This window comes from Collinsella sp. CLA-AP-H1, assembly GCF_040092945.1.
GTDB lineage: Bacteria > Actinomycetota > Coriobacteriia > Coriobacteriales > Coriobacteriaceae > Collinsella.
On the sequence record NZ_JBBNKO010000003.1, the window covers coordinates 101,909 to 123,666 of the forward strand.

The 21,758-nt window shown below is 61.3% G+C and carries 21 protein-coding genes and 2 tRNA genes; 20 read left to right on the forward strand and 3 right to left on the reverse strand.

Annotated features, from left to right (window positions below):
• Positions 1 to 115 precede the first annotated feature (115 nt).
• From AAAV44_RS02820 to AAAV44_RS02895, 16 genes are all read left to right on the forward strand, one after another.
• Complete coding sequence (locus tag AAAV44_RS02820; RefSeq protein ID WP_349114451.1) at positions 116 to 1,726, forward strand: ABC transporter substrate-binding protein; 1,611 nt, start codon at positions 116 to 118, stop codon at positions 1,724 to 1,726.
• An 88-nt stretch (positions 1,727 to 1,814) separates the two neighbouring features.
• A complete protein-coding gene (locus AAAV44_RS02825) occupies positions 1,815 to 2,768 on the forward strand; it encodes an ABC transporter permease (protein WP_349114452.1) in 954 nt (317 codons plus the stop codon).
• Positions 2,765 to 3,595: an ABC transporter permease gene (locus AAAV44_RS02830; RefSeq protein WP_349114453.1), complete on the forward strand. Its 831-nt coding sequence runs from the start codon at positions 2,765 to 2,767 to the stop codon at positions 3,593 to 3,595. Before AAAV44_RS02825 ends, AAAV44_RS02830 begins: the two co-directional genes overlap by 4 nt.
• A gap of 3 nt (positions 3,596 to 3,598) precedes the next feature.
• Entirely contained in the window at positions 3,599 to 4,594 is a 996-nt protein-coding gene (locus tag AAAV44_RS02835; protein ID WP_349114454.1) for an ABC transporter ATP-binding protein, read from the forward strand.
• Positions 4,584 to 5,369 (forward strand): ABC transporter ATP-binding protein, encoded by a 786-nt coding sequence (locus tag AAAV44_RS02840; protein ID WP_349114456.1) that lies wholly within the window; start codon positions 4,584 to 4,586, stop codon positions 5,367 to 5,369. The genes AAAV44_RS02835 and AAAV44_RS02840 overlap by 11 nt, the downstream gene beginning before the upstream one ends.
• A gap of 76 nt (positions 5,370 to 5,445) precedes the next feature.
• Positions 5,446 to 6,609, forward strand: a complete 1,164-nt coding sequence (locus tag AAAV44_RS02845) for a double-cubane-cluster-containing anaerobic reductase (RefSeq protein ID WP_349114457.1) — start codon at positions 5,446 to 5,448, stop codon at positions 6,607 to 6,609.
• Between the two features lie 155 nt (positions 6,610 to 6,764).
• Positions 6,765 to 7,529 carry an acyl-CoA dehydratase activase gene (locus tag AAAV44_RS02850; RefSeq protein ID WP_349114458.1) on the forward strand — a complete coding sequence of 255 codons (765 nt, stop codon included), beginning with the start codon at positions 6,765 to 6,767 and terminating at the stop codon, positions 7,527 to 7,529.
• Between the two features lie 12 nt (positions 7,530 to 7,541).
• Entirely contained in the window at positions 7,542 to 8,759 is a 1,218-nt protein-coding gene (locus tag AAAV44_RS02855) for a glycosyltransferase family 4 protein (RefSeq protein ID WP_349114459.1), read from the forward strand.
• Complete coding sequence (selD, locus tag AAAV44_RS02860; RefSeq protein ID WP_349114461.1) at positions 8,752 to 9,801, forward strand: selenide, water dikinase SelD; 1,050 nt, start codon at positions 8,752 to 8,754, stop codon at positions 9,799 to 9,801. The genes AAAV44_RS02855 and selD overlap by 8 nt, the downstream gene beginning before the upstream one ends.
• Positions 9,802 to 9,858: 57 nt before the next feature.
• The gene (gene yedF / locus AAAV44_RS02865; protein WP_055286145.1) at positions 9,859 to 10,485 is read left to right on the forward strand and encodes a sulfurtransferase-like selenium metabolism protein YedF; all 627 of its coding nucleotides are present in this window, start codon (positions 9,859 to 9,861) and stop codon (positions 10,483 to 10,485) included.
• 19 nt (positions 10,486 to 10,504) lie between these two features.
• The gene (locus tag AAAV44_RS02870) at positions 10,505 to 10,756 is read left to right on the forward strand and encodes a DUF3343 domain-containing protein (protein ID WP_022095212.1); all 252 of its coding nucleotides are present in this window, start codon (positions 10,505 to 10,507) and stop codon (positions 10,754 to 10,756) included.
• Positions 10,753 to 11,892, forward strand: coding sequence for an aminotransferase class V-fold PLP-dependent enzyme (locus AAAV44_RS02875; protein WP_349114463.1), 1,140 nt, complete (start codon positions 10,753 to 10,755; stop codon positions 11,890 to 11,892). Before AAAV44_RS02870 ends, AAAV44_RS02875 begins: the two co-directional genes overlap by 4 nt.
• A 67-nt stretch (positions 11,893 to 11,959) precedes the next feature.
• Positions 11,960 to 13,318: a branched-chain amino acid transport system II carrier protein gene (gene brnQ / locus AAAV44_RS02880; RefSeq protein ID WP_349114465.1), complete on the forward strand. Its 1,359-nt coding sequence runs from the start codon at positions 11,960 to 11,962 to the stop codon at positions 13,316 to 13,318.
• A 91-nt stretch (positions 13,319 to 13,409) separates the two neighbouring features.
• Positions 13,410 to 13,486, forward strand: a tRNA-Pro gene (locus AAAV44_RS02885).
• 6 nt (positions 13,487 to 13,492) lie between these two features.
• Positions 13,493 to 13,566: transfer RNA gene (locus AAAV44_RS02890), tRNA-Gly, on the forward strand.
• A 333-nt stretch (positions 13,567 to 13,899) separates the two neighbouring features.
• On the forward strand, positions 13,900 to 14,901 hold the full coding sequence (locus AAAV44_RS02895; RefSeq protein ID WP_349114466.1) for a hypothetical protein: 1,002 nt from the start codon (positions 13,900 to 13,902) through the stop codon (positions 14,899 to 14,901).
• A gap of 110 nt (positions 14,902 to 15,011) precedes the next feature.
• On the opposite strand, the gene AAAV44_RS02900 is transcribed toward AAAV44_RS02895, so the two are convergent.
• From AAAV44_RS02900 to AAAV44_RS02910, 3 genes are read right to left on the reverse strand one after another with little or no spacing between them, the layout of a single operon-like run.
• Positions 15,012 to 15,488 carry a hypothetical protein gene (locus tag AAAV44_RS02900; RefSeq protein ID WP_349114467.1) on the reverse strand — a complete coding sequence of 159 codons (477 nt, stop codon included), beginning with the start codon at positions 15,486 to 15,488 and terminating at the stop codon, positions 15,012 to 15,014.
• A complete protein-coding gene (locus AAAV44_RS02905) occupies positions 15,481 to 15,636 on the reverse strand; it encodes a hypothetical protein (RefSeq protein WP_349114468.1) in 156 nt (51 codons plus the stop codon). The genes AAAV44_RS02900 and AAAV44_RS02905 overlap by 8 nt, the downstream gene beginning before the upstream one ends.
• A 9-nt stretch (positions 15,637 to 15,645) precedes the next feature.
• On the reverse strand, positions 15,646 to 15,804 hold the full coding sequence (locus AAAV44_RS02910; RefSeq protein WP_035138346.1) for a type II toxin-antitoxin system RelB/DinJ family antitoxin: 159 nt from the start codon (positions 15,802 to 15,804) through the stop codon (positions 15,646 to 15,648).
• A gap of 429 nt (positions 15,805 to 16,233) precedes the next feature.
• Here AAAV44_RS02910 and AAAV44_RS02915 point away from each other — a divergent pair, with 429 nt between their 5' ends.
• The 4 genes from AAAV44_RS02915 (at position 16,234) to hyfB (ending at position 21,757) form a co-directional block, all read left to right on the forward strand.
• A complete protein-coding gene (locus AAAV44_RS02915; RefSeq protein WP_346979066.1) occupies positions 16,234 to 16,752 on the forward strand; it encodes a 4Fe-4S dicluster domain-containing protein in 519 nt (172 codons plus the stop codon).
• 75 nt (positions 16,753 to 16,827) lie between these two features.
• The gene (fdhF, locus tag AAAV44_RS02920) at positions 16,828 to 19,050 is read left to right on the forward strand and encodes a formate dehydrogenase subunit alpha (protein ID WP_195239652.1); all 2,223 of its coding nucleotides are present in this window, start codon (positions 16,828 to 16,830) and stop codon (positions 19,048 to 19,050) included.
• A 78-nt stretch (positions 19,051 to 19,128) separates the two neighbouring features.
• Complete coding sequence (locus AAAV44_RS02925) at positions 19,129 to 19,746, forward strand: 4Fe-4S dicluster domain-containing protein (RefSeq protein ID WP_271747428.1); 618 nt, start codon at positions 19,129 to 19,131, stop codon at positions 19,744 to 19,746.
• Positions 19,739 to 21,757: a hydrogenase 4 subunit B gene (gene hyfB / locus AAAV44_RS02930; protein ID WP_349114469.1), complete on the forward strand. Its 2,019-nt coding sequence runs from the start codon at positions 19,739 to 19,741 to the stop codon at positions 21,755 to 21,757. The genes AAAV44_RS02925 and hyfB overlap by 8 nt, the downstream gene beginning before the upstream one ends.
• Position 21,758 lies beyond the last annotated feature (1 nt).

Below are 21,758 nucleotides of genomic sequence, written 5' to 3' on the forward strand. Positions count from 1 at the left end.
CCGGTCGGTGTCCGGATGCACCGCAGGGCGCCGACCGGCTTCGCATAGCTGCCGGGCGGGGATTTCCGCCGTCCCGGCAGATTCTATCTGTTTGTTCAGACACGAAAGGAACTCAATGAACAACGACCTTTTCAAGGCGGGCGTTTCCCGTCGCGGTTTTCTGACCGGCTCCGCTGCCCTGTGCGTCATGGCGGGCCTCGGCCTCACCGGCTGCGGCGGTTCGGGCGCCGAGAGCGGTAGCGCCGCTGCCTCCGGCCAGGATGTGGAGTATCGCGACGAGCTGCAGATCGCGTTACCGGCGAGCCCGGACGGTCTCGATCCGCACACCACGTCGTCGCTTGTGACCATGGACATCATCTGCAACGTCGTCGAGCCGCTCTTTGGCCTCGATAGCGACTACGAGCCCCAGCCCGTGCTGGCCAAGGGCTATGAGGTCTCCGACGACGGCCTGACCTACACCATCAAGCTGCGCGAGGGCGTTACCTTCCACAACGGCAAGGAGTTTGGCTCCGAGGACGTCGTGGCTTCGATGAACCGCTGGCTCACCGTCAACGACCGCGCCGCGAGCCTGCTGCCCGGCGCCACCTTCGCCGCCTCGGGCGACCACGAGGTCACCTGCACGCTGACCGAGCCCGCCATCGACTTTCTGATCATCCTGGGCAACCACTCCCAGTATCCGGGCATCTTCCCCTCCGAGGTCATCGAGGCCGCGGGCGATACCGGCGTGACCGAGTACGTGGGTACCGGTGCCTACAAGTTTGCGGAGTGGAAGCAGGACCAGTACGTCCATCTCACCCGCTACGAGGACTATGTCGCCGCCCACGGCAAGGCTTCGGGCTACACCGGCAAGGTCTCCGCGCCCACCAAGGACATCTACTATCAGTTCGTGACCGAGGCCTCCACGCGCGTGAGCGGGTTTGAGACCGGCGAGTACGATATCGCTGGCGAGATCCCCACCGAGAACTACCACGACTTCGACGGCAACGACGACGTCAAGCTCTACACCCATAACGCCGGCGTTCTGACCGCCTTCCTCAACATGAACGAGGGCATCTTTGCCGACGAGGAGATCCGCAAGTGCGCCCTCATGGCTATCGACTGCGAGGCGGCCGCTCTTGCCGCCTATGGCGAGAAGGAACTTTTCAACATCGATCCCAACCTTGGCAACCCCGAGAACGCTCAGTGGGCGACCGACGCGGGCAAGAAGTACTTCAACCAGGCCGACGCCAAGGCCGCCAAGAAGGCTCTGGCCAAGACCTCCTATGCCGGTGAGACGGTCAAGCTGCTGACCACCCCCGACTACAAGGATATGTACAACGCCACCGTCGCGCTGCAGGAGCAGCTCGAGAAGGCCGGCTTCACCGCCGAGGTCGACAGCTACGAGTTCGCGACCTTCATGGACATCCGCTCCGGCAAGCCCGAGCAGTGGGACCTCTTTGTGGCTTCCACCAACTACAAGCCCATCCCGGCCCAGTCCCTCTCGGTCTCCAAGGCCTTCTATGGCCTGTCCGACGAGAAGGCGCTCAAGCTCGTGGCCGAGACCCGCACCGCCAAGGACACCGACACCGCGGCCAAGAAGTGGGCCGAGGCTCAGGAGCGCCTCTATGAGATCGCCGTCATCGAGCCGCTTTGCCACTACGCTTCCATCACGGGCACCCAGGCAGACGTCGAGGACGTCGAGGTGCTCGACGGCGCCATCATCTGGAACGCCAAGCGTCCGGAGTAATGCAATAGCTGGCGTGGCGGCTGGAGGGGTCTGGTCCCCTGTGGTCGCCACGCCCCGTCCACGTTCAGAGGGGAAATAGACGCCTCGCATGTTGAAGTACACGCTCAAACGTATAGGCGCGATGGTTCCGGTGATGCTCATCATCTCGGTCGTCGTGTTTTTGATTATCTATCTCACACCGGGTGACCCGGCCTCTTCGATGCTCGGCATGGAGGCTTCGGCCGACCAGATCGAGCGCGTCAACGATAGCCTGGGACTCAACGAGCCGCTGCCGCAGCGCTACGTTGAGTGGATGGGCGGCGTGCTTACCGGCGACCTGGGCGATTCGTATTTTATGCGCCAGCCCGTCACGCAGGCGATCGCCGAGCACTTTGGCCCCACGCTATCGCTCGCGCTTCTGGCACAGCTCATCGCGCTGTTGATTGCACTGCCCTGCGGCGTCGTCGCTGCCCTCAAACATGGGTCGCGCACCGACGCGGTCTTGCGTGTCGTTGCTCTTTTGGGCGTGGCGATACCCGGCTTTTTGATGGCGCTCATGCTTATGTGGCTATTTGCCGTCACGTTGCGTGTGTTCCCGGTGGCCGGCTATGCGTCGCTATCGAAGGGCTGGTTCAGCCATTTACGCTATCTTGCGTTGCCGGCCATATCGCTTGGATGCGTGCAGGCGGCCCTGCTCATGCGCATGACCCGTTCGAGCGTTATCGAGGCCATGCAGCTTGACTGCGTCAAGACGGCGCGTGCCAAGGGCATCTCCGAGGTTCGCGTGGTGCTGGCCCATGCCCTGCGCAACGCAGCGCTGCCGATTCTCACCTCGGTCGGCTATTCTTTTGGCGCCCTGATTACGGGCGCCGTGGTGACTGAGGCCATTTTTAACATCCCCGGTTTGGGCCAGCTGGTCACGAGCTCTATCGAGCGTCGCGACTATCCGGTGATTCAGGGCGTGCTGCTGGTCATCGCCTTGTTGAATTCGGTGATCAATCTGGCCGTCGACCTTGCCTACGGCGCTTTTGACCCGCGCGCTCGCAAATGGGGCGATGCATGATGGCAAACTTTAAGAAGGCTCTTGCCAACAAGGGGTTTGTGGTCGGCGGCTGCATTTTCCTGGCGATTGCGCTGATCGCGCTCGTCGGTCCGCTGGTGTGGACGGTTGATCCCAATGCGCAGGAGATGACGTTGCGACTTTCGGCACCTTCGCCTGCGCATCCCTTTGGCTGCGATGACTTTGGCCGCGACCTGCTTGCCCGCGTCATCGCGGGCGCGCGCGTGTCGCTTGGCGTTGGCATTGCCGTCACGCTCGCGACGAGTGCGCTCGGCTTGGTGATCGGCGCCTATGCGTGCTACAACGAGAGGCTCGATCATATTCTCATGCGCATCTGCGACGGGCTTATGTCCATTCCGGGCGTGCTTTTGGCTATCGCACTCATGGCCATGATGGGCGCCTCGGTCTGGAACGTCATCATCGCGCTCTCCATCGTCTATACGCCCAGCATGGCGCGCATCGTGCGCTCGCGCGCGATGGTGGTTAAGGAGGAGCCCTTTGTGGAGGCCCTGCGCGTGCAGGGCGCCTCGACCGCGCGCATCGTGTGGCTGCATATCGTGCCCAACGTTATGGCACCCTTCCTGGTGCAGGCGACCTTCGTCTTTGCCGAGGCCGTGCTCTCGGAGGCCGCCCTTTCGTTTCTGGGCCTGGGTATCAAGGCACCCGACGCCAGCTGGGGAAACATCCTGCAGGCAGGCAAGAACGTGATGCGCAAAGCCTGGTGGATGATCTTCTTCCCGGCTATCGCCATCATCGCGAGCGTGCTTTCGCTGAACCTTGCCGGCGACGGCCTGCGCGACGCCCTCGATCCCAAGACCAAGGAGGACTAGCCCATGAGCGAACATCTTTTGGACGTGCGCGACCTGTGCATCTCGTTTGTGGGCCGCGATGGCAACGCGCTGGAAGCCGTCAACAAACTCAACCTACATATCGATGCCGGCGAGATCGTTGGTGTTGTCGGCGAGTCCGGCTGCGGTAAGTCGGTGTTTGCCCAGAGTGTCATGCGCCTATTGGAGCATGAACAGAAGATGGCCTATGAGGGCCAGATTGTGTTTGATGGCGAAGATCTGCTGGCGCGCCCGCTCAAGCGCATGCGCGAGGTGCGCGGCTGCGACATTGCCATGATTTTCCAGGACCCTTTGAGCTCGCTTAACCCCGTCATGACGGTCGGGACCCAGGTCGTCGAGGCCGTGCGGGCCCACCATAAGGTGAGCCGACGCGAAGCCCGCAACGAGGCTCTATCGCTGTTGGAGCGTGTGGGAATTCGAGATGCCGCGGCTCGCTTCGACATGTATCCGGGCGATTTTAGCGGCGGTATGCGCCAGCGCGTGATGATCGCCATGGCGCTTGCCGGTCATCCGCGACTGCTGATTGCCGATGAGCCCACCACGGCACTCGACACGACGACTCAAAAACAGATTTTGGATCTCCTGCGCGACCTTAACAGTTCCGAGGGCATGGCGGTGCTTTTTATCAGCCATGATTTGGGCGTCGTCACGAGCATCTGCTCGCGCGTGCACGTCATGTATCTGGGCCAAATCGTAGAAGAGATTGATGCCTGCGGCCTTATGGAGCGCCCGAGCCACCCATATGCCCAGGGGCTCATCGCGAGCATTCCGCCGCTCGAAGGCGAGCGAGTTGACACGTTGGCGGATATTCCGGGCACAGTGCCGCCGCTTACGGCAATACCCTGTGGATGCCGCTTTGCGCCTCGTTGCGCCCGGGCGGACGAGCGCTGCCGCGCGCAGGAGCCTCCGCTGTTTGCCGTGAATGCGTGTGACCGCTCTAAATGCTGGCTTGTCGAGAAAGGGGAGTGCCATGGCTGTTGATAGCGAAGCCCTGCTTAGGGTCTCACATCTGACTAAAGCCTATCCCATGCCGGGCTCAGGTTTTAAGCGTCAGGCCTTTACCGCCGTGGACGATCTGTCGTTTGAGATCGCGCCGGGCGAGGTCTATGGCCTGGTTGGCGAATCCGGATCGGGCAAGTCGACGACTGGACGCTTGATCTGTGGTCTCGAGCGTGCGGATTCCGGCTCGATTGTCTATCGCGGGCACGACCTCGCCACGATGTCGGAGCGCGAACGCAAGCCGTTTCGCCGCGAGATCCAGCTGGTATTCCAGGATAGCTCTACGGCTTTTGACCCGCGCAACCGTGTCGGCCGCATTTTGGAGGAGCCGCTGATTATCGCCGGCGTGCGCGATGCGGATGAGCGCCATGGGCGCGCGCTCTCGGCCCTGACCTCGGTCGGTCTTCTGGCAGAGCATTATGACCGCTATCCGCATGACCTTTCGGGGGGACAGCGTCAGCGACTCAATCTGGCACGGGCGCTTATTTGCGAGCCGCGCCTTGTGGTATGCGACGAGCCGGTCTCGGCGCTTGACGTGTCCGTTCAGGCCCAAGTGCTCAACTTGCTTCGCGACCTGCAGCGCACGACGGGTGTGGCGCTGCTGTTTATCACGCATGATATGCGTGTGGTTCGGCATATGTCCGACCGGATTGGCGTGCTCTACCACGGTCGTCTTGTCGAGGAAGGCGCGGCCGAGGACGTGATCGCGCACCCGAGCGATCCGTATACGCAGGAGCTTATCGACGCCATTCCCTAGAGGATGCTTCCTTTTGGGTATGGCGTGGGTTTGTTGTTTAATTGTCGGTATATCGGTGCAAGAGAGGGGAACTACTATGGCCGATATCGAGGAACAGCCTTTGCCGCGCACGTTTGAGGAGTTCAACGAGCAACGCAAGGCGGCGTTTATTCGCGTCAAGGATTATAAACAGGCGGGTAATCGCCTGGTCGGCTTTTTGTGCAGCTATACGCCGCTCGAGATTATCGATGCCGCGGGCGCTGCAAGTGTGGCCTTGTGCGGTACATCCGACGAGGTGATTCCCGAGGCCGAGAAGGTGCTGCCGGCAAACCTGTGCCCGCTCATCAAGTCGACATACGGTTTTGCCTATTCTCAAAAGTGCCCGTTTACGTACTTTAGCGACATGATCATCGGCGAGACCACCTGCGACGGCAAGAAGAAGATGTACGAGCTACTCAACGAGCTCAAGCGCACGCACATTCTGCATCTTCCGCAGGGTCGCGATCGCGCCTACGAGCGTGAAGGCTGGTACGAGGAGTGCCGCCTGCTCAAGGAAGAGCTTGAGGGCTTCTACGGCATCACGATTACCGACGACGACCTGCGCGCTGCCGTCCGTCGTCGCAACCGCTTGCGTGCGGCCCAGCTCGAGATGTTTGCACTGCAGGCCAACCAGCCGGCGGCCATGAGCGGCGTCGACCTGATGAGCACCATGTTTGCCGGTACGTTCAGCTTTGATATCGAGGCCTATACGCAACAGCTGGAGCAAAAGGTCGCCAAGCTGCGCGAGGCCTACGACGCGGGCGAGCGTCCGGTCGCGGCGGATGCCAAGCGCATTCTGATCACCGGCTGCCCGGTGGGCGGTGTGATCAACAAGATCGGTCGCACCATCGAGTCCAACGGCGGCGTGGTCGTGTGCATGGATGACTGCTCGGGCGAGCGTACGGCCGCCATGATGATCGACCCGGACGCGCCCGACATTCTGCGCGCCATCGCCGACCGCTACCTGGATATCAACTGCTCGGTCATGACGCCCAACGACGGTCGTATGGAAAACACGCTGGCCATGTGCGAGAAGTATCACGTCGATGGCGTAGTGGAGAGCGTGCTCCAGGCGTGCCACACCTTTAACGTGGAGAGTGCGCGCATGCAGGAGGCTGTCGAGGGTGCGGGCATTCCTTACATGAAGATCGAGACCGACTATAGCAACGGCGACATGGGCCAGATCGAGACCCGCATCGCCGCCTTCATCGAAACCCTCTAGCTTCCTCAGGCACCGGATCTTGCCCCTCAAACCGTCGCTTGCGTACCCAAAGTACGCCGCGCTCCTCTTTCGGGGCAATCTCCGGCACCTGAGAAACCTAGAGCTAAGGCGCCTGAACGCGCCGCTACCTTTGATGTTTAGATTGGGAGAGAGCCATGATAGGGATCGGGATCGATATCGGGTCTACGGCGGCTAAGGCTGCTGTGGTCGACGGGGAGGGTTCGGTGGCGTGGACGTGCGTGCAGCCAACTGGGTTCTCCTCGGTCGATGCGGCCGAGCGTCTGCGCGGCGAGCTTGCCGCGGCTGGCTATGACGTGGCTGCCGACGACGCGCGCGTGATCGCGACCGGCTACGGTCGTGTTGCCGTGCCCTATGCGCACAAGGTCGTGACCGAGATCACCTGCCACGGTACCGGTGCCGTGCGCCTGTTTGGCGACCACGGCACCGTGATCGACGTGGGCGGTCAGGACACCAAGGTCATCCAGCTTAAAGGCGGCCGCGTGGCCAAATTTGCCATGAACGACAAGTGCGCCGCCGGTACGGGGCGCTTTTTGGAGATCATGGCCGATCGCCTGGGCATTTCCCAGCAGCAGATGGCCGACCTGGCGCGTTCCGGCGAGCCCACCAAGATTAGCAGCATGTGCACGGTGTTTGCCGAAAGCGAGGTCATCAGCCTGATCGGTCGCGGTGAGCCGCGCGAGAACATCGCCCGCGGGGTGATCGAGAGCGTCGTGTCGCGCGTGGCCACTATGGCCGGGCAGGCGGCGGGCGCTCCGTACTACCTGACCGGTGGCCTCTGCGAGAACGCCTACGTTGTGGAGCGTCTGGGCGAGCTTTTGGGCGCACCCGTGACCACCTCGCCTCAGGCTCGCTTTGCTGGGGCCATCGGTGCTGCCGTCCGCGCGCGGGCGCTGGTTTAAGGGGCCCTGTCGATGCGTATCCTCAACATCTCGGCCCAAAAGCCCGACAGCACAGGCAGCGGCACGTATCTTTCGGCGCTCGTGCGCTCCCAGCTGGCAGTCGGGTGCGAGCCCGCCGTCCTCTGCGGCGCCGCTCCGGGCGACACGCAGGGCGACATCCCGGCGGGCGTACCCATCTATACCGTCGACTTCGATACCCCTGAGCTGCCGTTCCCCATCTGCGGTATGTCCGATGTCATGCCCTATCCCTCTACACGCTATCGTGACCTGACGCCTTCGATGCTCAAGGCATTTGAGCGGGCATTTGCTGCTGCAATCGATCGGGCGGTGGCTGAGTTTCGGCCCGATCTGGTGCTTTGCCATCACCTGTATCTGGTGACCGCATTGGCGCGCGAGTGCGTCCGGGGCGTGCCGGTTGTTGCCGTGTGCCATTCGACCGATCTGCGCCAGCTTCGTTCGCATGCGCTCGAGCGCGATCGCATCGTAAGTGCGGTTCGTCGGCTCGATGCCGTCTTTGCGCTCCATGCCGAGCAGGCTGAGCAGATTGGCCTGGTGTGCGGCGTCGATGCCGATCGCATCCACGTGATTGGGACGGGCTACGACCATCGCGTCTTCTGCCGCGACGCAAGCGTGACGAGGCAGCCGGGATCGCTTGTGTACGTGGGCAAGATTTGCTTTAAAAAGGGCGTCGAGTCGCTGGTTCGAGCCGTGTCATTGCCGATTGACGATGACGTCCGTCCATCTGGCTTGGTACTTGTGGGCGGTCGCGGGGACGATGCCGAGTACGCGCGTATCGAGCGCTTGGCCGCGGCCTCGGATGTGCCGGTGACGCTGGCGGGGCGCCTGGATAGCGATGGGCTCGTGCATGCCTACCGCAGTTCCGACGTCTTTGTGCTGCCTTCGTTTTACGAGGGCCTGCCGCTCGTGACGATTGAGGCCCTCGCGTGCGGCTGCAAAGTTGTGGCGACTGATTTGCCCGGCGTTCGTCCCTGGATGGAGGCGATGCTTCCCGGTGCTCCCGTGACGTGGGTGGCGTCGCCGCGTATGACGGATGTCGACACGCCCGTGGCGGCCGACCTTCCGTTGTTTGAGCGCGCGCTGGCAGATGCTATCGCGCAGGCGCTTGCGGCGCCGCCTTCGACGTTCGAGCCGTCGGCGGTCTCTTGGGAAGCGTGCCTGGGGCGTATACTTAAAGTCGTTGATTTGTTGGAAGGGGGTTCGTATGGCTAAAGAAACCGTGAGACTCACGTCCATGACGGCCGCGAGCGGTTGAGCCGCTAAGTTGGCTCCCGGAGCCCTCGCCCAGGTCCTGGGCGACTTGCCCAATGTGCATAACGACAACCTGCTCGTGGGGTTCGATACCTCCGACGATGCGAGCGTCTTTCGCGTTGGCGATAACCTGGGCCTCGTGCAGTCCATCGACTTCTTTCCGCCGATGGTCGATGACCCGTTTCTGTTTGGCCAGATCGCCGCGGCCAACTCGCTGTCGGATATCTACGCTATGGGCGGGCGGCCGAGCCATGCCATGAACCTGCTGTGCATCCCGAGCTGTTTGGGCGTTGAGGTTGCCGGTGAAATTCTGGCGGGCGGCGCCGACAAGTGCGTCGAGGCCGGCTGCTCCATCGCAGGCGGCCATACCATCAACGACGACGAGCCCAAGTACGGCCTGTCTGTGAGCGGCTTTGTCGCGCTCGACCGTATGCTCGCCAACAGCGGCGCGCGCGTGGACGATGCGTTACTGCTGACCAAGGCGATCGGATCGGGCATCATTACCACGGCCATTAAGGGCGAGCTCATCGAGCAGGACGAGGCCGCAGCCATGTACGACTCGATGCGCACCCTCAACGAGGCCCCGATCCGTCTGGCCGAGGGACTCGAGCTTCACGGCTGCACCGACATTACGGGCTTTGGCCTGATCGGGCATGCGTGCGAGATGGCCGAGGGCTCGGGCGTGCAGATTGTACTTGCGTCGGGGGCGGTGCCGCTCTTTGACCAGGTGCTCGATATGGCGCGTCTGGGCATTATTCCTGCCGGTGCCTACCGCAACCAGGATTTCTTTGGTCCGCGCGTGACGGCCGACGATGACATGGAACCGGGCATGCTGGATGCGCTGTACGATCCGCAGACTTCGGGCGGCCTACTCATCGCGGCGCCTGCTTCCGATGTGGATGAGCTTGCGCGCCGTCTACATGCCGAGGGACGCATCGCGGCCGTTGTCGGGCGCGTGTGCAAGGCGGAGCCGGGCGGTACTGCCGTCCGCGTTGTCCGTTAACGACACGTTTATTGAGCTATGTACCGTTCTAAAACGATTTATTCGAAAGGAAAAACTATGTCTACCAAAATTGAAGTCAATGCCATGGGCGATGCCTGCCCGCTGCCCGTCGTCAAGACGCTTAAGGCACTCAAACAGCTTGATGGCGAGGGCGCCGTCGTGACCTCGGTCGATAACGAGACCGCCGTCAAGAACATCTCCAAGATGGCGCAGGAGAAGGGCTGCACGGCCTCGGTCGAGAAGGTTTCTGATGCCGAGTGGCACGTGACCGTGGCGACCTCTGGCGCCGTTGCCGTGGCCGATCCCGAGCAGGATGGCGCTGCCTTTTGTGATGCCAGCGCCGGCAAGGGCAAACTCGTCATTTCCGTCTACACCGATTGCATGGGCCGTGGCGACGACGAGCTGGGCCACAAGCTCATGAAGGCCTTTATCTTTGCCGTGACGCAGCAGGAGGAGCTGCCCGCGACCATGCTGTTCTACAACGGCGGCGCCAAGCTCACCGTCGAGGGTTCGCCGGTGCTCGATGACCTGAAGGGGCTGGCGGAGCAGGGTGTCGAGATTCTCACCTGCGGTACCTGCCTCGACCACTATGGCATTAAAGACCAGCTTGCGGTGGGCGAGGTCACCAACATGTACGTGATCGTGGAGAAGATGGAGCAGGCCGTGCGCGTCGTGCGCCCGTAGCGTATTGGTTGGAGTTGCCATGAGGGAGAAGCGCCCGGCGCTTGTCATCACGTTTCCCACCACGGCGGCCGCCATGGGCTGCGAGTCCCTGTGCATCGAGCGCGGCCTTCCCGGGCGAACGATTCCCGTGCCCGGGGAGGTCGCTGCCGGCTGCGGTCTGGCGTGGAAGGCGTTGCCTGCCGATGAGGAGCTGCTGCGCGGCGAACTCGCCGCGGCGGGCGTTCCCACCGAGGGCTATACCGTGATTGATATGTGGGAGGTCGTGCGATGATCTACCTGGATAACGCGGCGACGACCATGCACAAGCCGCAGACGGTCATCGATGCCGTGACACAGGCGATGTGCTCGCTCGGCAATGCCGGACGCGGCGCCACGTCGGGTGCCCTCGATGCCGCTCGTACGATTCACGCTTGCCGTGCCAAGCTTGCACGCCTTTTGGGTTGCCCGAGGGCGGACCATGTGTGCTTTACGCCCAACTCTACGGCGGCGCTCAACACCGCCATCAACGGCGTGGTACGTCCCGGTGATCGCGTGGTCACGACGGTGCTCGAGCACAACTCGGTGTTACGCCCGCTCAACCGCTTGGCGACGGAACAGGGCGTGACCGTTGAGCATGCGGGCTGTGATACCAACGGCGCGCTCGACTACGACGAGCTTGAGCGGCTGGTCACGCCGGGTACGCGTGCCGTGGTGGTGACGCATGCCTCCAATGTGACCGGCAACGCGGTCGACATTGCGCGCGTAGCGGCCATGGCCCATGCGGCAGGTGCGCTTGTGATCGTCGATGCCTCGCAGTCTGCCGGTACGGCGCGTGTCGATATGCAGGCCATGGGCCTCGACATAGTGTGCTTTACCGGCCATAAGGGGCTCATGGGTCCGCAGGGGACCGGCGGCCTGGCCGTGTCGGAGGGCATTGACGTGGCTCCGTGGGCCATGGGCGGCACGGGCGTGCACAGCTTCGACCCACTGCAGCCGCTTGAGTGGCCCACGCGCCTTGAGGCGGGCACGCTCAACGGTCACGGCATCGCGGGGCTTTCTGCCGGCCTCGACTTTATCGAGGCACAAGGCGGGGTCGAGGCGATCGCGGTGCATGAGCGAGCACTGGCGGATCGCTTTCTCGCTGGCGTGCGCGAGATTCCGGGGATTAAGCTCTACGGTGCGTTTGACCAGCCGACGCGCTCGGCGATCGTCTCACTCAACGTGGGCGATATCGATTCGGCCGAGATCTCGGACGCGCTCATGCAGGGGTGGGGAATTGCGACGCGCCCCGGCGCCCATTGCGCTCCGCTCATGCACCGCGCGCTCGGGACCGAGCGCCAGGGTATCGTTCGCTTCTCGTTTGGGTATTTCAACACGGATGAGGAAGTCGACACCGCGATTGATGCTTTACGCGATTTAGCCTGCTAGAGCGTATATACTTGCGGGACGGGTCTTTTGCCCGTCCCGTTTTTGTTTCGACCCGAAAGGTGTGCCTATGGCCTCATCCGCTCCGCGCGGTCTGCGCTCCGACCATGTCGTCACCGTCGGCATTGCGCTGTTCTCGATGCTCTTTGGCGCCGGTAACCTCATCATTCCGCCGTTGCTGGCACTTCAGGCCGGTACAGCCACGCCGCTTGCCATGGTTGGCTTTTTGATTGCCGCCATCGGCCTGCCCGTCATGGGCTTTATCGCCGTGGCGCTTGCCGGCACGGCCCGCGAGCTGGCCGGCCGCGTGCATCCCAAGTTTGGCGAATTCTTTGTTGCAGCGGTCTACCTGGCCATCGGTCCGTGTCTGGCCATTCCGCGCACAAGCTCTACGGCGTTTGAAATGCTGGTGCCGCTGCTACCCGATGGCGTTTCGCTCGGCACGGCACGTCTGGTGTTTGCGATTGGGTTCTTCGTCGTCGCGTTTGCGCTCACGCTGCGCCCGGGTGTCATCACACGCGTGCTCGGTCGCATTACGGGCCCCGCGCTCATTGCGCTCATCGTGCTGGTCGTGGGTGCTGCCGTGATCTCGCCGCTGGGACCGGCTGCCGCGCCTCAGGCTCCCTACGATGCCGGTGCTGCCGTGCAGGGCTTTCTGACCGGCTACCAGACCATGGACCTGCTCGCGTCGCTCGCCTTCGGCATCATCATCGCCGAGACCATCCACGAGTTGGGTGTTACCGATGACAAACGCGTGGCCTTCGAGATTTCGCGTTCCGGTGTGATCGCGGGCGTGCTCATGGCCATCATCTACTGCGGCTTGGGGCTTGCCGGTATGCAGCTCGGCACCGTGATGCCCGACGCTACCAACGGTGCCGCCATCCTTGCCCGCTCTGCCTCCATGCACTTTGGCCTTGCCGGCACGGTCGTGGTCTTCGCCATCTTCTTCCTCGCCTGCATGAACGTGTGCATCGGCCTCATCAGCTGCTGCTCGCGTTACTTCTGCGAGACGTATGTGGTCGAAGGGGGAGCGGAGGCCTCCGAGGAGGCCATGCGCCGTCCCTTTGCGATTCTCGCCTTTGTGTTCGCAGCGTTTTCGTGCGTGCTCTCCAATGTGGGCCTCGACGTGATTCTTATGTTCTCGGTGCCCATGCTCAACGCCTTGTATCCCGTTGCCATCGTGCTGGTACTGATGGGCCTGGTGCACGGCTTTTGCGACGCTCATCCGCAAGTGTGGGTTTGGGTCGGCGGCGTTGTCGCGGTGCAGAGCGTGATCACCTCGGTTCGCGATGCGTTCTTTGCGGGCGTGTGGCTGCCGTTTGATGCGCTGCCGCTGGCGGATATCGGTGCCGCGTGGGCGCCGGTTGCCGTGGTTGCCTTTGTAATCGGCCTGCTCCATAGTCGTTTTGTCGCACATTCGAGGAGCTAAGGCATCAATGCTTGCACAGGCGGGGAGTCTCCCCTATAATTTCCTACGCTTTGGGACACGCAAGGTTTAGACCTTAGCTGCTCAACACCTTCGGGACGTGGCGCAGTTTGGTAGCGCGCCTGCTTTGGGAGCAGGATGTCGCAGGTTCAAATCCTGTCGTCCCGACCATATCTTGCGGGCGTAGTTCAATGGTAGAACCCCAGCCTTCCAAGCTGATGACGCGGGTTCGATTCCCGTCGCCCGCTCCACAAGATAGCTTAACGGCTCTGATTCCCTTTGGGATCAGAGCCATTTTCATATACATGCCGGGGACCCCACATCCCCTCCTAAGTTGCGGTGAAATACGGACTGTTTTTCGGCTTTTATGGCCCATGTACTCCGTATTTCACCGCAACTATTTGTAAGGTTGGATTTTGATGCCGTTGGGAGGGTCGTAGCGACCGTCTACCGAGAGTGGAAATATTTTTTGAAGCTCTGACCTGCGGCGTCAAGCTTTTTGTCAGCTTTTGGCAAAGCCTGCGGACGGAAGCATGCGATAGCGTAATGGTATTCTCTCCGCCGTGATGGTTATGGGGTTGGCCATGCTCGATAAAGGCAAACATTTTCCGCAGTCATATGCAAGGATGCTATTCTCGGCCGTTGGAATTCATCAAGATGGACAGCTGCTTATAACAATTGATCCTTGGGATGAACGCCGTGCGCGTGAGCTTATGCAGGAAGAGCTCATGCTTCGTCTTTACAACCACGTGTATGCGGATCCGGTCTATTGGAATAATCTTGGGGTTGAAGATCGCATCTTTCAGCTGGCATCCGCTATTGCGGTCGTTGAACCGGATGCTGTGTTTTGCGGATCGACGGCAGCGCTGCTCTACGGCATCGGCTCGGCGTATACGCTTCTGGATAAAGTGCAAGTACTGCTGCCACGGTCTACAAGGCGTGATACGTATGAGTTCGTTGAATACAAGCGCTGGCGGGCGGGCGAAGTGTGGCGGCTAGGTCTGTTTACACTGACGGATCCGTGTCGAACGGTTGTTGATATCGCTCGAACGAGCGCCTTTCGCTATGCGCTGGGCTATGTCGATGGCTTGGCCCGTGAGTACGATGTCGAACGCGAAGAACTGCGAGCATACGCGCAGGCAAATTGCCGAGGGTTGCATGGCATCGCGCGTGCTTTTGACGTTTTTGAGTATATGGACGGCAGGTCAGACAATGGCGGCGAGTCTGAGGCGAGAGCAGCGATGATTCTCGCTGGGGTTGCCGCGCCCGAGCTTCAAGTTGAGATAACGCGACCGGGAAACGCTGGCTATTATCTAGCAGATTATGGCTGGCAGATGCCAGGCGGCTCATGGACGCTGGCAGAGCTGCATGGGCTAGGCAAGTTTGAAGACGAAGCTCAAAATGATCCAGAGCAGGCGGCGGCAAAAACGTATCGAGCGGCCCTCATGCGCGACGCGAACCTTCGCGCCATGGGCCACAACGTCATTCATTTCAAACTCTCGGACACCTATGACGTAGAATCGTTCGGTGCCATGATGCGCGGCTACGGCATTCCGACAACAAAACCCTACGCCGAATCCCGATAGCGAAATCGTTCGCGGTCCACCTTCAATAAGTTGCGGTGAAATACGGACTGTTTTGCGGTTTGACCAGCAAAAACAGTCCGTATTTCACCGCAACTTAGGAGGGGATGGGGTTAGCTGCGAGGGCGGTGGCGGAGTTTGTCGATGGTGGAGTCGGTGCTTCGGCTGCGGGCTTCGGCGGCGCGGTCGCGGACTTCGGCAGCGGTTTGGCGCTTGCGGCGGTAATCGATCATGCCTTGAATGATGGGCTTGCCAAAGCTCACGACATCATCGTTGTAGATGGCGGTTCGGGCTGCGAGGAGGCAGTCGGTAAAGTCCATATGGGTCTTGCCAAAGAGTTTGACGGCAAGGGCGACAACGGTGGGCTCGTCGACCATGACGTCATCGAGCAGCCTTCTCATGGCCGTAGCAATCTCAGTGCGGGGAACCTTATAGACGTCGCGCAGCGTGACCACGACGCGCGTGATGATCTCGGGGTAGACGCGAGCGGTGCGCGTGGCGATGACCTTGGCGGCGCGCGGTGACAGAACTTCGTCGTCGTCAAGCAGGTAGCGTAGGATGACGGTCTCGTCGATGATGGTGCTACTCATGGATATCTACTTCCTCGGGACCCAAAATCGAATCGTCGCTTTCCGTGGCAAGGTATTCAACCCAGGCATTGCGCTCCTCGGCGCGGCGATTGGGGTCACCATATGCTTTGAGCGATCCATAGGCGGCGGTGCCGTCCTTTGAGCGCACGGCGACCGGCTAAAAGGGAAGCTTGCGCATCAAAATGCTTTGCGCGACAAATAAACGGACAGCCTCGGCGAGCGATGTGCCCATGGCGTCGTAGAGATGCTCGGCATGCTGCTTGTCTTCCTCGCGAATGCGCACCTGCAGGATGGCTCGTTTTTGCGTCGATGACATTACTGGCCTCCCTTAATGAGCGTGCAATATGAACAGTCAAATACAGCATCGGCTAATAATAGCCAATCTTATAACCACTACTTTATTGCACTAGAGTAATTGATTGTGAACAACATTACAAACGTACTACATCCTTCAGAAGCGAACGTGAAATCTTTCTTGGGCGTACGCATGTAATACACTCACCTTTATAGCTTATAGAGAATAATTCCAACCTGCCCAAACCCCTGCAATACACCCGTATTGCAGGGCCTATGCTCAAGTTTGCCCCCTGCAACTGCGTATATTTAACCTGTATATCGTTGGAGGAATTCTATCGAAGTGCCTGTTTCGCCGCATGCGCTCGATACGCCGATGCCGGACCACGGGCGGTCCGGGGCAACGTCGGCAGGGTCTCTCCGGCATGGGATTCAGGAGGGAGTGAACAACATGGGCAATAAACGAGTCGTGGCTGATTCCTCACGCTGCATTGGGTGCCAAACCTGTATGGCGGCGTGCATCGAGGCACACGATATTCCCGGCAACATCGCCGCGCCGCGCCTGCGCGTGACGCGTACGTACGAGATCTCCGCACCGGTGGCTTGCCATCATTGCGAGGATGCCCCGTGCGCGAAGGCCTGTCCTACGGGCGCCTTGTTCTTTGATCCAAAGAACCATCGCATCGGCGTCAACGAGGACAACTGCATCGGCTGCAAGAGCTGCGTCATGGCATGCCCCTTTGGCGCCGTGAGCGTGGCGACCACGCAGGTCCCCGTCTTGATGGGCGACGTGCGCGTGGGTTCGCAGACTAAGAGCTTCGTGCTTAAGTGCGACCTGTGCGTGGACCGTCCCGGCGGTCCGGCGTGTGCCGAGGCGTGCCCGACCAAGGGTCTCACCCTGGTAGACGATGAGCGCCTGGCAGAACTGACTGCCGAGCGTGCCCGCGCCACCATCGAAAACGAGGCGTAAGCGTCGGGGCGACAGGCCCAATGATTGTCAAATAAGTACCGAGTATTCGGTAGCAGAGAAAGGAAGGAGGGTGTCATGGAGAAGCATAAAGTGATTTGCCCGTACTGCGGCGCCGGTTGCCAGTTTAACCTCTTGGTCCAAAACGGCCAGGTCGTGGGTACCGAACCGCTCAACGGCATCACCAACCAGAGCGAGCTGTGCCTTAAGGGCATGAGCGGCTACGACTTCATCAACGACACCAAGATCTTGACTCCTCGCGTACTGCACCCGATGATCCGCCGCACCAAGGGCGCGGATCTTGAGCGCGTAAGCTGGGACGAGGCACTGGATTTCACCGCATCTAAGATGCAGGCCATAATTGACGAATATGGTCCTAACGCTGTCATGACCACCGGCTCTTCGCGAGGCGGCGGCAATGAGGCGAACTACGTCATGCAGAAGTTTACGCGTGCGTGCATCGGCACCCACAGCGTGGACAACTGCGCCCGTACTTGACACGGCCCTACTGTCCTCGGTCTGATGGACACGGTTGGTTCAGGTTGCATGTCATGCTCCATCCCCGGTATGGAGGATGCGGGCTGCATTTTCCTCTTCGGCTATAACCCTGCCGATTCGCACCCCATCGTCGCAAGGCGTATCGTGCGAGCCAAAGAAAAGGGTTGCAAGATCATCGTCGCCGATCCGCGCCATATCGAAACCGCGCGTATCGCCGATCTCTACCTTCCGATCAAGAACGGTTGCAATGTCGCGTTCCTCAACGCCTTTGCCAACTGCTTGGTCAACGATGGCCTCTACGACAAGGAATTCGTCGCCGAGCATACGAACGGCTTTGACGAGTGGTGGGAGACCATCAAGAACTACACTCCCGAATCCGTACAGGACATCACGGGTGTTGAGCCCGCGCTGATCCACCAAGCTGCCGAGATGTACGCCACGGCGAAGCCCTCTGCCATCATTGGCTGGGGCATGGGCGTATGCCAGCAGAAGCAGAACCTGAAGACGGTGCACACCATTGCCTCCATCGCCTGCGTTGCCGGCCAGATCGGCAAACCCAATTCCGGCCTCGCGCCCGTGCGTGGTCAGAACAACGTCCAGGGCTCCTGCGATATGGGCATGCTGCCCAACCTGTACCCTGGCTACCAAAAGGTCACCGACCCGGCAGTGCGTGCCAAGTTTGCCAAGGCTTGGGGCGTGCCCGAGGAAAAGCTCCCGCTCGAGGAGGGCTACAAGCTCACCGACCTGGGCCACCTGGTCGACGAGGGCAAGGTGCACTGCTTCTACAACTACGGCGAGGACCCGGTGCAGACCGAGCCCGATTCGGCCGGTATGCGCAAGACGCTCTCCGAGCTGGATCTGTTCATTTGCCAGGACATCTTTATGACGCAGACGACCATGCTCGCCGACGTCATCCTGCCCGCTACCTCTTGGGGCGAGCACGAGGGTGTCTTTACTGCATCCGACCGTAGCTTCCAGCACTTTGACGCGGCCGTTCCGCCCAAGGGCGAGTGCCGTCACGACTGGGAGATCTTCGCGGACCTGTCCACGCGTATGGGTTACCCCATGCACTACGACAACACCGAGCAGATCTGGAACGAGTGCATTAGCCTGTGCCCCAACTTTGTGGGCGCGACCTACGAGAAGATGGCTCCCGAGGGCGGTTACGCCCAGTGGCCTGTCAAGAGCACCGATGTGAACGACCACGGTACGCCCGACATGTTCGCTGGTGGCAAGTTCACCACCAAGGACGGTCGCGCCAACCTGATGGCGCACGATTGGGAGGCGCCCTCCGAGCTTCCCGACGATGAGTACCCGCTCATCCTGTGCACCGTCCGCGAGGTCGGCCACTACAGCTGCCGCTCGATGACCGGCAACTGCAAGACGCTGGCGCTGCTTGCCGACGAGCCCGGTTTTGTCCGCATGAATCCCGCGGACGCCGAGGCGCGCGGCATCAAGAACGGCGACATCGTCTCGATTCACAGCCGCCGCGGCCAGGTATACAGCCGCGCCGACGTGAGCGATCGCATCAACAAGGGCACGGTCTATATGACCTACCAGTGGTGGATCGGCAAGTGCAACGAGCTGACCATTCACAAGGTCGACCCGGTCTCGCATACGCCCGAGGACAAGTTCTCCGCCTGCCAGGTCGACGCTATCGCCGACCAGGTCTGGGCCGAGGGCGAGGTCGAGCGTCAGTACACCGAGCTCAAGCAGGCTCTGGTGGACGCAGCCGCTCCCCAGGACGTTGAGCCCGGTGCCGCCAAGTTCGACGACGAGACGCACGTGAATCAAATCGTGTAGTCCCGTTCTCGTTGGCTATTTGGGCCGGGCGTCCCGTACGTTCGGGAGCCCGGCCCGTTATTTTGAAAGGAAGTGGGGATGAACCGCTTCATCGACATCAACCCGGAGAGGTGCATCGGCTGCGGAACATGCCAGTCCGCCTGTGCCGACGCCCACCGGATGCAGGGCCTTCAGGATACGCCGCGCCTGGCGCTCGTGAAGACCGGCGGTATTTCGGCCGCCCTTGCCTGCCACCATTGCGAGGGTGCCCCCTGCGCCGAGGTTTGCCCGGTGAATGCCATCGAGCACGATGGCGACCGCATCCACGTCAAGGAGCAGGAGTGCATCGGGTGCAGACTGTGCGCCATCGCGTGCCCCTTCGGAGCCATCCATCCCGATGGCACGTCTATCGCCGGTGTCGCAGGCATGTGCGACCCGACGCCTTCGTATCCTAAGTCCCTGAGCAGCCTGCTTACGTGGGCTCCTGGCCAGTACACCTGCGCTATCAAGTGCGACCTGTGCGCCTTCGATCCGGACGGCCCGCATTGTGTGGCGGCGTGCCCCACCAAGGCGCTGACCGTCATGGGCGGCGCGGCCGATCGCGAGCTCGACGAGGCCAAGCGCCTGCGCTCGATCGAAAACGGTCCGGTTGTCGACGTTACCGCTGTGGCCCAGGGCCTGTCCGAGAAAGCAGAAGGGAGCGTAAACAATGGATAGCATGACGCTGTTTATCGCATCGCTTGCCGTCTCGTGCATCGGTGCGCTCGCCTCGGTTCTGCTGATCAAGGCCGATAACGCCGCCAAGACCGCCGGCTGCCTTATCGGCGCCGTCGCCGCGGTGCTTTCGTTTGTGGCCGGTATCCAGGCCGTGCTGGGCAATGTCACGTCGGTCGATACCATCGTGTTTTTCCCGTTTGCCCATTTCCAGCTGCTGCTCAATCAGCTGTCCGGCCTGTTCGTGGCGCTCATCTCGGTGCTTGCGTTTGCCGGTTCGATCTACGGTCTCAACTACTTTGATGAGTACCCGGGCAAAAAGGGCCGCGCCGGCTTCTTCTTTAACACCTTCGTGGCGTCTATGATGCTCGTCATCACCGCCGACAACGTGTTCTGGTTCCTGGTCGCCTTTGAGCTCATGTCCCTTACGAGCTACTTCCTTGTCGTTATCGAGGAGAACAAGAACTCCATTAGGGGCGGTTGGCTCTACTTCGTCATCGCGCACGTGGGCTTCGTTCTCATCATGGCGAGCTTCCTGCTCATGACCAACGGCGTGGGCGGTTCCTTCAGCTTCAGTGATTTCCGTACGCATGACTTTGGACCCGCCGTCTCCTCCGTGTGCTTCGTGCTCGCCTTCTTTGGCTTTGGCGCCAAGGCCGGTATCATCCCGCTGCACGGCTGGCTGCCCAAGGCACATCCCGAGGCGCCGTCCAACGTGTCGGCCCTCATGTCCGGCGGCATGATCAAGATCGGTATCTTCGGCATCCTCAAGGTGGGCCTCGACCTGCTCTCCGCCTCGGGCGTTCAGGTCTGGTGGGGTCTTATGGTCATGGTCTTCGGTGCGATCTCGTCGGTCCTCGGCGTTGCCTTCGCCCTGCAGGAGCATGACATCAAGCGCCTGCTGGCCTATCACTCGGTCGAGAACATCGGCATCATTCTGCTCGGCGTCGGCGCCTCCATGGCCGCCATGGCGCTCAACTCGGTCGGCATCGCCGTCCTGGCTCTGATGGCCGCCCTCTACCACACGTTTAACCACGCGATGTTTAAGGGCGAGCTGTTCTTGGGCGCCGGTGCGCTGCTGTACTCCACGGGTACGCGCAATATGGAGAAGATGGGCGGCCTGTTCCGTCGTATGCCGGCAACGGCCATCTGCTTCCTCGTTGGCGCGCTTGCCATCTCGGCCATCCCGCCCTTCAACGGCTTTGTGTCCGAGTGGTTTACCTATCAGTCGCTGTTTAATGCCGCCATGCAGGGTGACAAGGCCGTCATGATTGTGGCCGTGTTCGCTGCCGTCGCGCTCGCCATTACCGGCGCGCTGGCTGTCACGTGCTTCGTCAAGGCCTATGGCGTCTCCTTTGCCTCCGCGCCCCGCTCCGAGGCCGCGGCCAATGCCAAGGAGGTTCCCGCCCCCATGGTGTTTGCGCAGGGCCTGCTCGCTGCCATCTGCGTCGTGTTGGGCATTGGCGCTCCCGTGATCGCTCCCGTGCTGATCAATGTCGCCGCGTCCGTGCTGCATCCGTACGGTGGCGTGTTTGCCGCCGAGGGCATGCAGCTCATGAACCAGTACTCCGGCGCTGCCACCTCCACTCCCGCGATCGCTATTGCGCTTGTGGTGCTCGTCGGCCTTGCCTGCGGTTATCGCAAGCTCAAGACCGTCGGCAAGGTGCAGAAGTCCCAGCCGTGGGCATGCGGCTATGCTCCCAACGAGCATATGCCCGTCGTGGCTACGACCTTCGCCTCCGAGGTGTCCTGGTTTATGCAGCCGCTCTACACGCTGCGCGACCGCTGCACGGCCGTCTGCTGGTCCATCGCGCACTTCTTCCAGAAGCTCACCGGTGTGGCCGAGGCTGTGGAGCCCGTACCCGACAAGGTTCTTGTCGATGCCCCGCATAAGGGTGTCGAGAAGCTCGCCGACCTCGCGACTAAGCTCGAGGGTGGCAACTACAGCATCTATATCTGCTACATCGTCGCGGCACTCGTGGTGTTCCTCGTGCTCGCCGTGCAAATGGGTTAAG